This window comes from Sphingomonas sp. CFBP8993, from assembly GCF_034044895.1.
Classification (GTDB): domain Bacteria; phylum Pseudomonadota; class Alphaproteobacteria; order Sphingomonadales; family Sphingomonadaceae; genus Sphingomonas.
This window is the reverse complement of record NZ_JAXCWU010000001.1, coordinates 353,006-365,329: the sequence shown is the minus strand read 5'-3', so window position 1 is coordinate 365,329 and position 12,324 is coordinate 353,006. Positions and strand designations below refer to the sequence as shown.

Annotated in this window: 14 protein-coding genes; 6 read left to right on the top strand and 8 right to left on the bottom strand. The window is 63.1% G+C overall.

What is annotated here, in order from left to right; translation table 11 throughout:
• Window positions 1-214 precede the first annotated feature (214 nt).
• On the top strand, window positions 215-1,039 hold the full coding sequence (locus SOM26_RS01620; protein ID WP_320450983.1) for an alpha/beta fold hydrolase: 825 nt from the start codon (window positions 215-217) through the stop codon (window positions 1,037-1,039).
• A gap of 33 nt (window positions 1,040-1,072) precedes the next feature.
• Here the strand turns inward: SOM26_RS01620 and SOM26_RS01615 are convergent, their stop codons facing one another.
• Both SOM26_RS01615 and eno read right to left on the bottom strand, forming a co-directional pair.
• On the bottom strand, window positions 1,073-1,396 hold the full coding sequence (locus SOM26_RS01615; protein WP_320450982.1) for an FtsB family cell division protein: 324 nt from the start codon (window positions 1,394-1,396) through the stop codon (window positions 1,073-1,075).
• A gap of 23 nt (window positions 1,397-1,419) precedes the next feature.
• On the bottom strand, window positions 1,420-2,700 hold the full coding sequence (gene eno / locus SOM26_RS01610) for a phosphopyruvate hydratase (RefSeq protein WP_320450981.1): 1,281 nt from the start codon (window positions 2,698-2,700) through the stop codon (window positions 1,420-1,422).
• Window positions 2,701-2,860: 160 nt separating this feature from the next.
• Between eno and SOM26_RS01605 the strand changes: the two genes are divergently transcribed.
• From SOM26_RS01605 to SOM26_RS01585, 5 genes are all read left to right on the top strand, one after another.
• Window positions 2,861-3,394, top strand: coding sequence for a hypothetical protein (locus tag SOM26_RS01605; protein ID WP_320450980.1), 534 nt, complete (start codon window positions 2,861-2,863; stop codon window positions 3,392-3,394).
• Entirely contained in the window at window positions 3,391-3,744 is a 354-nt protein-coding gene (locus tag SOM26_RS01600) for a phage holin family protein (protein ID WP_320450979.1), read from the top strand. The genes SOM26_RS01605 and SOM26_RS01600 overlap by 4 nt, the downstream gene beginning before the upstream one ends.
• Window positions 3,741-3,992 (top strand): DUF3618 domain-containing protein, encoded by a 252-nt coding sequence (locus SOM26_RS01595; protein ID WP_320450978.1) that lies wholly within the window; start codon window positions 3,741-3,743, stop codon window positions 3,990-3,992. The genes SOM26_RS01600 and SOM26_RS01595 overlap by 4 nt, the downstream gene beginning before the upstream one ends.
• Before the next feature lie 54 nt (window positions 3,993-4,046).
• Window positions 4,047-4,490, top strand: a complete 444-nt coding sequence (locus tag SOM26_RS01590) for a hypothetical protein (protein ID WP_320450977.1) — start codon at window positions 4,047-4,049, stop codon at window positions 4,488-4,490.
• Window positions 4,491-4,628: 138 nt separating this feature from the next.
• Window positions 4,629-6,446: a DUF885 domain-containing protein gene (locus tag SOM26_RS01585; protein WP_320450976.1), complete on the top strand. Its 1,818-nt coding sequence runs from the start codon at window positions 4,629-4,631 to the stop codon at window positions 6,444-6,446.
• 295 nt (window positions 6,447-6,741) lie between these two features.
• Here the strand turns inward: SOM26_RS01585 and SOM26_RS01580 are convergent, their stop codons facing one another.
• The 6 genes from SOM26_RS01580 to cyoB are packed head-to-tail and all read right to left on the bottom strand — an operon-like array spanning window position 6,742 to window position 12,314.
• Window positions 6,742-7,275, bottom strand: a complete 534-nt coding sequence (locus SOM26_RS01580) for a response regulator transcription factor (RefSeq protein ID WP_320450975.1) — start codon at window positions 7,273-7,275, stop codon at window positions 6,742-6,744.
• Window positions 7,276-7,277: 2 nt separating this feature from the next.
• The gene (locus tag SOM26_RS01575) at window positions 7,278-8,588 is read right to left on the bottom strand and encodes an ATP-binding protein (protein WP_320450974.1); all 1,311 of its coding nucleotides are present in this window, start codon (window positions 8,586-8,588) and stop codon (window positions 7,278-7,280) included.
• Window positions 8,585-9,295 carry an SURF1 family protein gene (locus tag SOM26_RS01570; protein ID WP_320450973.1) on the bottom strand — a complete coding sequence of 237 codons (711 nt, stop codon included), beginning with the start codon at window positions 9,293-9,295 and terminating at the stop codon, window positions 8,585-8,587. Before SOM26_RS01570 ends, SOM26_RS01575 begins: the two co-directional genes overlap by 4 nt.
• A complete protein-coding gene (gene cyoD, locus SOM26_RS01565) occupies window positions 9,295-9,681 on the bottom strand; it encodes a cytochrome o ubiquinol oxidase subunit IV (RefSeq protein ID WP_320450972.1) in 387 nt (128 codons plus the stop codon). The genes SOM26_RS01570 and cyoD overlap by 1 nt, the downstream gene beginning before the upstream one ends.
• Window positions 9,678-10,316 carry a cytochrome o ubiquinol oxidase subunit III gene (gene cyoC, locus SOM26_RS01560; RefSeq protein ID WP_320450971.1) on the bottom strand — a complete coding sequence of 213 codons (639 nt, stop codon included), beginning with the start codon at window positions 10,314-10,316 and terminating at the stop codon, window positions 9,678-9,680. The genes cyoD and cyoC overlap by 4 nt, the downstream gene beginning before the upstream one ends.
• A 3-nt stretch (window positions 10,317-10,319) precedes the next feature.
• Window positions 10,320-12,314, bottom strand: coding sequence for a cytochrome o ubiquinol oxidase subunit I (gene cyoB / locus SOM26_RS01555; protein WP_320450970.1), 1,995 nt, complete (start codon window positions 12,312-12,314; stop codon window positions 10,320-10,322).
• Window positions 12,315-12,324 lie beyond the last annotated feature (10 nt).

Genomic DNA, 12,324 nt, shown 5'->3' with positions numbered 1-12,324 from the left:
TCCGTACCGATCCCGAATGCTGGGGAATGTGACTTCATCACGCGCCCCTGGCAACCGGGGCAGCGTCATTATTGACGCCGCCATCGGCCCTATCGCCGGTCATCGCGACGAAGGACGCGCGCCCAACCGCCATGCCGACACGATGGGACGGAACGGGCTATCCATCGGCCCGTTCAGGCTGTTCCATCATTGCAGAAACGGGCAGGAGCAGACGATGCCATATCTGAAGACGCGCGACGGCACGGACATCTACGTCAAGGATTGGGGCGAAGGCCGCCCGGTCGTCCTGCTGCATGGCTGGCCGCTTTCGGCCGATATGTGGGACGCCCAGATGATGGCGCTGGCCGAAGCGGGCTTTCGCGCAATCGCCTATGACCGCCGTGGCTTCGGCCGTTCGGGCCAGCCCTGGTCGGGCTATGACTATGACACGCTGGCGGACGACCTGGCCGATGTGCTGGAGGCGACGGGCGCGCAGGATGCGGCCGTCATCGGTTTCTCGATGGGTGGCGGCGAGGTCGCGCGCTACATGAGCCGTCATGACGGCAAGGGCGTGATCGCGGCAGGACTGATCGCTTCGGTCGTTCCCTATATGCTCAAGACAGAGGATAATCCCGACGGCACCGAGCAGTCCGTATTCGACCAGATCGGCCAGGGCCTGCGCGACGACCGCGCGCACTTCCTGCGCCATACCTTCTTCAAACAGTTCTTCGGCGTCGGTTTCATCAGCAGCCCGGTCAGCGACGACGTCCTCGACTGGGCAACCAGCGTTGCGATGCAGGCGGGACTGAAGCCCACCTTGGCCTGTGCGGAGTCGTTCAGCCAGACCGATTTCCGGCCCGACCTTTCCGCGTTTCGCGTGCCGACGCTCGTCATTCACGGGACCGGTGACCAGACCGTGCCGATCGACGCGGCGGGGCGTGCCGCAGCGGCGGGCATCGCCCAGTCGCAGCTGGTCGAATATGACGGCGCGCCACACGGCCTGAACGTCACGCATAGCGACCGGCTGACCAGCGACCTGCTGACCTTTCTGGGTCGTTGATACGGAAAGGGCGGCCTCGCGGGGCCGCCCTTCTCATTTCAGGGGAACGATCACCTCGTCCGGGTGAGCGACATTGAGTTCCTTCCGCACCATCTCGTCAACCATGTCGGGGTTCGCATGGTCGGGATCGAGCAGCGCGACGCGGTTCTTCAAGACCGTGCGATGCTTGTCGAGCATGGCATAGTCCTGCTCACGCTTCACCAGCTGCCGCTGATATTCGCCGTAAGCCAACAGGCCATTGCGCCCCAGCACCGCATAGGCGCCGAAGAACGCAACGATCGTCAGACCAAGGGCGGGCAGCGCGGCCCGCCGCATGGTCCGGATGAAGGGCGACGGTTTTCTGGTCACACTGGCCATAATGTTACCGGCGCCCTTCGATTTCAAGCGCGGATGAGAATATCGCGACCGGCATAGCGTGCCGAGTCACCCAGCTCTTCCTCGATACGGATCAGCTGGTTGTACTTGGCGAGCCGGTCCGAGCGCGCGAGGCTGCCCGTCTTGATCTGGCCGCAGTTGGTCGCGACCGCCAGATCGGCGATGGTCGCGTCCTCGGTTTCGCCCGAACGGTGCGACATGACGGCGGTGTAGCGCGAGCGTTGTGCCAGCGACACCGCTTCCAGCGTTTCGGTCAGCGTGCCGATCTGGTTGACCTTCACCAGCAGCGAATTGGCATAACCGCCTTCGATGCCCTTCTTCAGGCGCTTGGGGTTGGTGACGAACAGATCGTCGCCGACCAGCTGTACCTTGTCGCCGATCAGGTCGGTCAGCGCCTTCCAGCCTTCCCAATCGTCCTCGGCCATGCCGTCCTCGATCGACAGGATCGGATACTGGCGGGTCAGGTCCGCCAGATACTCGGCCATCTCGTGGCTGGACAGGATCTTGCCCTCGCCCGAGATATTGTACTTGCCGTCCTTGAAGAACTCGGTCGCGGCGCAATCGAGCGCGATCATGACATCGTCGCCCGGCTTGTACCCGGCCTTCTCGACCGAAGCCATGATGAAGTCCAGCGCCTCAGTGGTCGAGGCGATGTTGGGGGCAAATCCGCCCTCGTCGCCGACGCCGGTCGCCAGACCCTTTTCGTGCAGCGCCTTCTTCAGCGTATGGAAGATTTCCGAACCGCAGCGCACCGCTTCCATGATGTTCGCCGCACCGACCGGCATGATCATGAATTCTTGGAAATCGATAGGATTGTCAGCATGCTCGCCGCCATTGATGATGTTCATCATCGGCACCGGCAGCAGATGCGCCGAGACGCCACCGACATATTTGTACAGCGGCAGGCCACGCGCCTCGGACGCGGCCTTGGCCGCCGCCAGGCTGACGCCCAAGATCGCATTCGCGCCAAGGCGGCCCTTGTTCTCGGTGCCGTCCAACTCGATCATGGCACGGTCGAGATCGGCCTGATCCTCGGCATCCATGCCCAGGATGGCGTCGGTGATCTCGTCATTGACCGCCTCGACCGCCGCTTCGACGCCCTTGCCCATCCAGCGGCTCTTGTCGCCGTCACGCTTTTCGACTGCCTCATGCGCGCCGGTCGATGCGCCCGAGGGAACGGCGGCGCGGCCGAAGCTGCCGTCTTCGAGGAGCACGTCCACCTCGACGGTAGGATTGCCCCGGCTGTCCAGGATTTGACGCGCGTGGATGTCGATGATTGCGGTCACGTAACGATGCTCCTACATCAGCCTTGAAGGTCTCGGCGCGGCTCTACCCTGTGACTGTGCGAAGGGCAATTGCGGGAAAGCATGGAACCCGGGTTCCATCGCCGGGGTTAAAAGGCAAAACCGCCCGTTTACCCGGGCCGATCCAGGAAAGGGTTTTCCGATGTCCGACACCGACAGCAATTTCCCCGCTGCCAACACCGGCGCACCCGCTTTTGCCGGGAACGCACCCGTTGCACCTGCCGTGGCGACGCCCGATGGCTCGTTCGTCAGCGAGGGCGATACGTCCAAGGCAAAGGCCAGCATCGCCGACGCCAAGCAGCAGGTGATGGACGGGGCGACCAAGGTGCAGCAGCAGGCGGTCGACAAGATCCAGGCGCTGGCCGGAGACGGCAAGGCCAAGGCTGGCTCGGCGCTTGATCAGGTCGCGCAGCTGCTGAACGACGCGGCCGGTCAGGTCGACGAAAAGCTGGGCCAGCAATATGGCCAATATGCGCGTTCGGCGGCCGATACGGTCACGTCCCTGTCGGGCGCGATCAAGGATAAGGATGTCGAAGAGCTGCTCGACGATGCCCGTGCGTTCGTGACCAAGAGCCCGGCGGTCGCCATCGGCGTTGCGGCGGCGCTGGGCTTCGTTCTGGCTCGCGTGCTTCAGTCGGGTATCGAAACCCGCTCGTCGGTTGACGGCGTCGCGTGAGCCGCGTCGGTGAAGCCCTGTCGGCGGTAACGCCCGAACCGGAGACGCTGACGGCATTGATGTCGCAGCTGGTTGATGACGGTCGCTCGTTCATCACGGCGGAAATCGATCTGGCCAAGGCACGTGCCACCGACAAGGTCGGCCGCTATCGCAGCGCGGCAACGTTCTTCGGGATCGCCGCGATATTGGGTCTCGCGGCCCTTATCGCGTTACTCGTCGGCCTGATCATGGCGTTGACCCCAATGACCGGGCCCTTTGCGGCGACGTTAATCGTGGTCGGTGCGGTGCTGGTCGTTGCCGGAATCCTGGCGATGGTCGGCAAATCGCGTTTGTCGGGAGACCGCGCATGACCGTTACCGAAGCCGAAGCCCGCGCGGCCGAAGCGCGAGAGCGGATGAACCACACCGTCTCTCGTATCCAGGCCAGGCTCGAGCCAAAGGCGCTGGCTGCCCAGGCTAAGGAAGCCGGCATGTCGGCCGCCTGTTCAGGTCTAGAATCCGCCAAGAACAACCCAGCCGCCGTTGCGGGCGGCGTCGCCGTACTTGGGCTGATCCTCAACCGTCGCCGGATTGCCGGCCTGTTCAAACGCAAACGCTGATTAGGCGCGCCGGGGCGGCAACCCCGGCGGCATAGCCCCAGAAGGATGTTCGCTATGACGATCGAAACCCATCACAATCAGCAGACCGACCACCTCCGCGAAAAGCTGGACCATGGTCGCGAAGCCGCTTCGCAGGCCTATCACGACGCCAAGGACAAGGCAGGCGAGCTGGCGCAGAAGACCGCGCGCACGATCGAAACCAATCCGCTCGGCATCCTCGTCGGCGGCCTCGCCGTCGGCGTGATCGTCGGCGCGCTGATCCCGCGTTCGGCGCGGGAAAAGGAACTGCTCACGCCGCTCGGCAAGAAGCTGGGCGAGACCGTACGCCAGGCGACCCAGGCCGCACGGGAAACCGGGCTTCGTGAACTGGAAGAGGCAGGCCTGACCAAGGACAACGCCAAGGACCGCGCTCGTTCACTGTTCGACAATGTCGTGAAGGCGGCCGGAAACGCCGGTTCGGCGGCGGCCAAGGCCGCTACCAACAAGACCACCGCCTGACATCAGGTGTCGAAATGATCGGGTAACGCCCTGTGATCCATCACGGATCGCAGGGCGTTTCTCGTTGAGACCATGGCTTGCAGGTGGAGGTTTGGCTTTCTACCAAGGCAGCATCGCTTCTCTCGTCGGGACATCCGCTTGCGCCTTCTTTCCCTTGCCATCGTTCTGGCCGCCACGGCCTCCCCTTCCGTTGCTCTTGCTCAGGCCACCCCGATCGCCGCGCCTCAACCGGGTGAAGGAAAGGCGGATGCCCGGCTTAAGCAACTGTTCCACGCGAGCGACGAAGCGAGCCTGGCGCGCAATCCGATCAGCGGGCTGTTTCGGGGTGACATGCGCCGTGCCGACCGGATCGGCGACATCTTCTCCGACGCCTATATCGCGGCCGAGCGTGCGGCGGCCGAAAAGGACCTGAAAGACCTCGCGCAGATCGACCGGGCAAAGCTGACCCCGACTAATCAGGTTGCCTATGATGTCTTCAAGCAGCAGACCGAGACGACACTCAAGGGCTATGATCCCGCCATCGTTGCGCTGACCATCGTCAGGCCGATGGACCATTTCTACGGCATCCAGACCTTCTACCCGGAATTCTCCTCGGGTCAGGGTGCGGCACCGTTCAACACGGTGGCGGACTATGACAATAATCTGAAGCGCAATGTCGAATATGCGCATCTGCTCGACGAGGCGATCGTCCGCTTCCGCCAAGGCATGGCGAGCGGCGTCGTCCAGCCGAAGCTGGTCGTGCGCAACATGATCGCGCAATTCGATAATCTGCTCGGGGTGCCGGTCGAGGAGTCGACTTTTTATGGCCCAATCAAGCGTTTGCCCGCGACCATTCCCACGGCAGAACAAGCCCGGTTGAAGACCGCCTATGCCGCGCAGATTCGCGACGTGATCGTGCCCGCCGAACAACGGATGCGAACCTTCCTCGCCGATACATATCTTCCCGCCGCACGCGATAGCGTCGGACTGTCCGGGATGGAGGGCGGCGACCGGCTCTATGCCTATCTGATCGAGCAGAACACGACCCTGCCGCTCAAGGCCGAGGACGTGCATCAACTCGGTCTATCCGAGGTCGCGCGCATCCTGAAGGCGATGGAAGTCCAGAAGCAGGCGGTGGGCTACAAGGGCAGTCTGGCGGATTTCTTCACCTTTCTGCGTACCGATCCGCGCTTTGCACCCAAGAGCGCGGCGCAGTTGCGCGAAGGTTACGAGGCGATCGGCCGCCGCGTCGATGCGCGCATCCGCGAGCAGTTCTCGCTGATCCCCAAGACCGCTCTCGAAATCCGCCCCGTACCCGCCTTCAAGGAAAAGACGGATGCCGGCGGTTCCTATCAGGGCGGGACGCCGGACGGGACGCGGCCGGGTGTGTTCTATTACAACACCTATGACCTGCCCTCGCGCTATATGTGGGAAATGGAGACGCTCTATCTCCATGAAGCCGTGCCGGGGCATCATTTCCAGATCAGCCTGGCGCAGGAGAACACCGCCCTCCCCGCCTTCATGCGCTTCGGCGGCAATACCGCCTATGCCGAAGGCTGGGCGCTTTACGCCGAGACGCTATGGCCCGAACTTGGCATGGAAACCGACCCCTATCAGCGCATGGGCGGCCTGAATGACGAGATGCTGCGCGCAATGCGGCTGGTCGTCGATACCGGCATCCACGCCAAGGGTTGGACCCGCGACCAGGCGATCGAGTATATGCTCGCCAATTCGCCGATGGCACGCACCGACGCGACCGCCGAGGTCGAACGCTATATCGCCATTCCCGGGCAGGCACTGGCCTACAAGATTGGCCAGCTGACGATCAGCCGCCTCAAGGCGCAGGCCAAGGCGGAGCTGGGTGCGAAATTCGATCCGCGCCGTTTCCATGCCGAGGTGCTCGACACCGGCGCGCTGCCGATGCCGGTGCTGGAAAAGAAGATTGCGGACTGGACCATGGCCGAGAAGCGCCGCTGACATTCGGATCGTCGCTTGGCGGAGTCGGCATCCGGTCTGCCAAGTCACAATGCAGGCGAGGGCCGGTCGGCATTCATTTCATTCCTCCCCTGTAAGGAGAGGTGTCAAGCCGAAGGTCTGACGGGGGGGCGGCCTCAGAGACCGGTCACATTCCGCGACCAGCGACACCCCTCCACCATGCTGCGCATGGCCCCCCTCCCCTTGCAGGGGAGGAATGAGTGAATGTCGATTGGCTACAGAAGAGTGACGGTCCCACCAGTCCCGTCGTAAGGAAAGAGCGGAAGATAACGCCGCGTCAGGGAACGTGGCGCTTCTCCAGCTTTCTCGCGAGCGTCCGGCGGTGCATCCCCAGCCGCCGTGCGGTCTCCGAGATGTTGAAGTTCGTCTCGGCCAGCGTCTCGTTGATCCGCTCCCATTCCAGCGTCTTGATCGAGCTGGGACGGTCGGTGATCGCCGTCGTCGTGTCGCCGCCAGCCTTGTGGAACGCGGCCTCGATATCGTCGGTATTGGACGGCTTGGCGAGATAGTGGCACGCGCCCAGCTTGATCGCCTCGACCGCCGTCGCGATACTGGCGAAACCGGTCAGCACCACGATCAGCATCGCCGGATCATGCGCGTGCAAGGTCTGTACACAGGCAAGGCCCGATGCCTGACCCAGCTTCAGGTCGACCACCGCATAACGCGGCGTGGTTTCACGAAGGACCGCGACCAGCGCATCGGGGTTCGCCGCCACCCAGACGCGGTAGCCGCGCCGCTCGAAAGAACGCTGGAGCGTGCGAGCGAAGGTCTCGTCGTCCTCGACGATCACCAGGGAACGTTGGTCATCCATTTCTAATCCCGATCCGATACGCCGATCATGCTCAAAGGTAGGGTCAGCGTGACCTGTGCGCCACCCTCGGGCCGGTTCGCAGCCTCGACCCGCCCCCCGAGCTTGCGCACGACGCTGGACACCAGGAACAGGCCGACACCGTGTCCCTCGCCCTTGGTCGATTGCTGCGGTCGTCCGACCTGCGACAGCGTGGCGGGGGTAAAGCCCGATCCGACGTCAGTGACGCGCACCGCCACGGCGTCACCCTCTCGCGCGACGCTGAGGCCAACCCAGTGGGGCGACGCTTCGGCGGCATTGTCGAGCACGTTGAACACCGCCTGCTTGATGGCAGGGTCGGATACGATGGCGGCATCGTCATCGGTCCGCTGATAGTCGAGCGCCACCTGCGCATGGGTCAGCCGCCATTCCTCGACGATCGTATCGATGAAGCGCCCGACCTCCGACAATTCCGCAGCCTCGCCGCGCGGTTCGCCGGCCGATTGCAGGATACGGGTGACGATCGCCTTGCAGCGCTGCACCTCGGCCTGCATCTCGGCAATCTCTCCCATCAGTTCGACATCGTCGCGCAGCTTGGGGACGCGGCGCCAGTCGCTCAGGATCACCGACAGGCTCGCGAGCGGCGTGCCCAACTCATGCGCGGCGCCCGAGGCAAGCAGGCCCATCCGAACGATATGTTCCTCCTCCGACGCCTGCTGGCGTAGATCGGCCAGTCGCGCGGCGCTGCGTCGAAGATTGTGGCTGATCCGCGTGACGAACAGGATCAGCAGCCCGGCCACGAGCGCGAAGCCCAGCCAGTTGCCCAGGGTATGGAGCCCAGCGATGTCGCCGAACAGCCAGGACGGAAAGGTGAGCGGCCGATGGTGCAGCGACAAGAGGCCGAAGCAGAGCCCGGTGATCCCCGCCAGCGCCCAGGCCGACCAGGTCTCGAGTAGCACCGCCCCGAGCACCACCTGGATCAGATAGAGCGAGATGAACGGATTGGTCGCACCACCCGCCAGGAAAAGCTGGAGCGTCAATGTGCCGACGTCGAACATCAGCGCAAAGAGAAGTTCGGTGTTCGTGATGCGATGAAAGCGCAGCCGGAAATGGCTGAGCAGATTGATGGCAATAGCCATCACCAGCACGCCCATCATCGCGGGGATCGGCAGCTGAACCCCCATCACGCGGTTGACGAACAGGATTGTGAACAATTGGCCCGCAACCGCCATCCAGCGCAGATGGATGAGCTGGCGCATATTGGCCGTGCCCGCCGTCGCGTCGGGCTCACGCGGGCGCATGGTGAAGGGCAGGAAGGGCGGCTCGCCCGCGTTCATGCCCGGCCCCGCCGCCACAGGATGACGACGCCGACCACCGTCAGGATCGCGAGGGCAAACCATGTCAGGGCGTAGGACAGATGGCTGTTGCGGAACGCGACCACGGTCAACCCGCCGACCGGATAACCACCGGGATTGGGCGTCGCATCGGCGTCGATGAAATAGGGAGCGACCGGCCCCAGTCGCTTGGCCTTCGCGATCGCCGCCACGTCGCGCGAATACCAACGGTCCGCGACCGGATCGTTCGACCGAAGGAATGCGCCACCCGGCTCGCTGACGCGGATCAATCCGGTCACACGCACCGGTGCATCCGCACGGCTATGGTCCTGGCGTTTCTCGGCGGGAACGAAGCCACGATTGACGAGGATGGTGAAGTCGGGGCCGAGCAGCGGTGTCAGCACCCAGAAACCGGGCCCACGTTCGGTCACCGCCTGGACGAACGTCTCGCGATCGTTGAGAAAACGACCTTCGATGGTGACCCGGCGATAAGCGTCCGCCTGGCCTGCGGACGGGGGAGCGGCAACGGGTGGAGCGTGCAACCGCGCCTCGACCGTCGCGATCAGGTCCAGCTTCCAGACCCGGCGCTGCAACTGCCAGACGCCGAGGCTGACAAAGGCCGCGATCAGCGCCACGCCGATCGCGGTAAGGATCGCCAGCGTCAGCGGCGAGCGACCGTGCCGCCCGCCCCTTCCGCCAGCGTCCGTCATTACATGCCACCGCCCATTTGGGCGGCCATGTCGGGCATCATGTTGGTGTTCATGTGATACATGACCCAGATCGAGCCGCTGAGCGTAATCACCACCAGCACGGCGGTAAAGACCAGCGCCATCATCGTCCAGCCACCTTCCGACTTGGTGTTCATGTGCAGGAAGTAGATCATGTGGACGACGATCTGGACAAAGGCCAGAGCCATGATGACCAGCGCGGTCGTCTGGGTATCACCCAGCGCGCCGGTCATGACCGCCCAGAACGGGATGGCGGTCAGGATGACCGACAGCACGAACCCGATCATGTAGCCCTTCATCGAACCATGGCCGCCATGGGAGTCATCATGGCCGTGGTCGTCGTGACCGTGGGGGGTATGAGCGCTCAACGGAGAACTCCCAGCAGATAGACAAAGGTGAAGACGCCGATCCAGACGACGTCCAGGAAGTGCCAGAACATCGACAGGCACATCAGGCGACGCTTGTTGGCCTCGATCAGGCCGAAGCGGCCGACCTGCACCATAAGCGTGACCAGCCAGATCGAGCCGAAGGTGACGTGCAGACCATGCGTGCCGACCAGCGTGAAGAAGGACGAAAGGAAGGCCGAACGCTGCGGCCCCGCGCCCTCATGGATGAGGTTGGCGAATTCGTAGAGTTCGATCGACAGGAAGGCGAGACCGAACAGGCCGGTGATGCCCAGCCAGATCAGCGTGTTCGACTTCTGGCTCTTCTCCATCGCGATCATGGCAAAGCCATAGGTGATCGACGACAGCAGCAGCATCGAGGTGTTGAGCGCGACCAGCGGGAGTTCGAAGATCTCCCGCGGGGTCGGCCCGCCCGCATAGCTAGTGCCCAGCACGCCGTAGGTGGCGAACAGGATCGCGAAGATGAGGCAGTCGCTCATCAGGTACATCCAGAACCCGATGGCGGTCGAGCCACCGGATTCGTGATGGTGATCCTCGTCCTCGACCAGATAATAGGTCGGGTTCTTGGCCGGATCGGCGCTCAGAACATCGGTCGACATGGATCAGGCTCCCTGCCCGAGCAGGCGACGCCGCTCGCTTTCCGTTGCCACGACTTCCTCGACGGGAATGTAATAATCGCGGTCATAGTTGAACGTGTGCCAGATGGCGACGACGACGACACCGATCAGGCCAAAGGCGGCGAGCCACCACATGTACCAGATCATGCCGAACCCAGCGGCCGTCGACAGGGCGGCGATGATGACGCCGGTGCCCGTATTCTTCGGCATATGGATCGCCCGGTAGCCGTCGATCGGAGCCTGCGCCTTCTTGTCCTTCATGTCGTACCAGGCATCCAGTTCGTGAATGACGGGCGTGAACGCGAAGTTGTAGTCCGGCGGCGGCGACGAGGTCGCCCATTCCAGCGTACGGCCGTCCCAGGGATCGCCCGTGGTGTCGCGCAGCTCTTCCTTCTTCCAGATCGACACGCCGATCTGAACCAGGAAGGCCCCGATGCCGCCCGCGATCATCAGCGCGCCCATGAGCGCAACGACGAAGTAGATCTGCAGCGACGGATCATCGAAGTGATGGAGGCGACGCGTCACGCCCATCAGGCCCATGATGTAGAGCGGCGTGAAGGCGACCCAGAAGCCGATGACCCACAGCCAGAACGATACCTTGCCCCAGAACTCGTTGAGCTTGAACCCGAAGGCCTTGGGCCACCAGTAGTTGATCGCGGCAAAGGCACCGAACAGCACGCCACCGATGATCACGTTGTGGAAGTGCGCGATCAGGAACAGCGAGTTGTGCAGCACGAAGTCGGCGGGCGGAACGGCCAGCAGGACGCCGGTCATGCCACCGATGGTGAAGGTCAGCATGAACGCGATGGTCCACATCATCGGCAGCTCGAACCGGATGCGCCCCTTGTACATGGTGAACAGCCAGTTGAAGATCTTCGCCCCCGTCGGGATCGAGATCACCATGGTAGTGATGCCGAAGAACGAGTTGACGCTGGCGCCCGAGCCCATGGTGAAGAAGTGGTGCAGCCAGACCAGGTACGACAGGATCGTGATGACGATCGTGGCGTAGACCATCGAGGTATAGCCGAACAGACGCTTGCCCGAGAAGGTGGAAGTCACTTCCGAGAACACGCCGAACAGCGGCAGGATCAGGATGTACACCTCCGGGTGGCCCCAGATCCAGATCAGGTTCACGTACATCATCGGGTTGCCGCCGAGATTGTTCGTGAAGAAGTTTGTGCCGACATAACGGTCAAGCGACAGCAGGACGAGCGTGGCGGTCAGCACGGGGAAGCTGGCGACGATCAGCACGTTCGCGCACAGCGAGGTCCAGCAGAAGACCGGCAGCTTCATCATGGTCATGCCCGGTGCGCGCATCTTGATGATGGTCGCGATCAGGTTGATGCCCGACAGGGTGGTGCCGACACCGGCTACCTGAAGTGCCCAGATATAATAGTCGACACCGACATCGGGACTGAAGTCCAGTTCCGACAGCGGTGGGAAGGCCAGCCAGCCGGTCCGCGCGAACTCGCCGATGAACAGCGAGGCCATGACCAGCACGACGCCGCCAGCGGTCATCCAGAAGCTCAGATTGTTGAGATACGGGAAGGACACGTCGCGCGCGCCGATCTGGAGCGGCACCACATAATTCATCAGGCCGGTGATGATCGGCATCGCCACGAAGAAGATCATGATGACGCCGTGGGCGGTGAACACCTGATCATAGTGGTGCGAATTCAGGAAGCCCTGATTGTCGCCGAACGCGATCGCCTGCTGCCCGCGCATCATCAGCGCGTCGGCAAAACCGCGCAGCAGCATCACGATGCCCAGGATCATGTACATGATCCCGATGCGCTTGTGATCGACCGTGGTGAACCACTCCTTCCAGAGATAGCCCCACAGCTTGAACTTGGTGATGAGCGCCAGCACCGCGAGGCCGCCGACCGCGACACCCAGGAAGGTGCCGACGACGATGGGTTCGTGGATCGGTAGCGACTCGATCGATAGCCGTCCGAAGATGGTCTTTATGATGTTGTCCATGATGGCGTGC

What these genes read in the sequence shown, in the direction of transcription:
- SOM26_RS01620 (WP_320450983.1), top strand. Translation starts at nt 215, where the DNA reads ATGCCATATCTGAAGACGCGCGACGGCACGGACATCTACGTCAAGGAT.
- SOM26_RS01615 (WP_320450982.1), bottom strand. Translation starts at nt 1,396, where the DNA reads ATGGCCAGTGTGACCAGAAAACCGTCGCCCTTCATCCGGACCATGCGG.
- SOM26_RS01605 (WP_320450980.1), top strand. Translation starts at nt 2,861, where the DNA reads ATGTCCGACACCGACAGCAATTTCCCCGCTGCCAACACCGGCGCACCC.
- SOM26_RS01595 (WP_320450978.1), top strand. Translation starts at nt 3,741, where the DNA reads ATGACCGTTACCGAAGCCGAAGCCCGCGCGGCCGAAGCGCGAGAGCGG.
- SOM26_RS01590 (WP_320450977.1), top strand. Translation starts at nt 4,047, where the DNA reads ATGACGATCGAAACCCATCACAATCAGCAGACCGACCACCTCCGCGAA.
- SOM26_RS01580 (WP_320450975.1), bottom strand. Translation starts at nt 7,275, where the DNA reads ATGGATGACCAACGTTCCCTGGTGATCGTCGAGGACGACGAGACCTTC.
- SOM26_RS01575 (WP_320450974.1), bottom strand. Translation starts at nt 8,588, where the DNA reads ATGAACGCGGGCGAGCCGCCCTTCCTGCCCTTCACCATGCGCCCGCGT.
- SOM26_RS01570 (WP_320450973.1), bottom strand. Translation starts at nt 9,295, where the DNA reads ATGACGGACGCTGGCGGAAGGGGCGGGCGGCACGGTCGCTCGCCGCTG.
- cyoC (WP_320450971.1), bottom strand. Translation starts at nt 10,316, where the DNA reads ATGTCGACCGATGTTCTGAGCGCCGATCCGGCCAAGAACCCGACCTAT.
- cyoB (WP_320450970.1), bottom strand. Translation starts at nt 12,314, where the DNA reads ATGGACAACATCATAAAGACCATCTTCGGACGGCTATCGATCGAGTCG.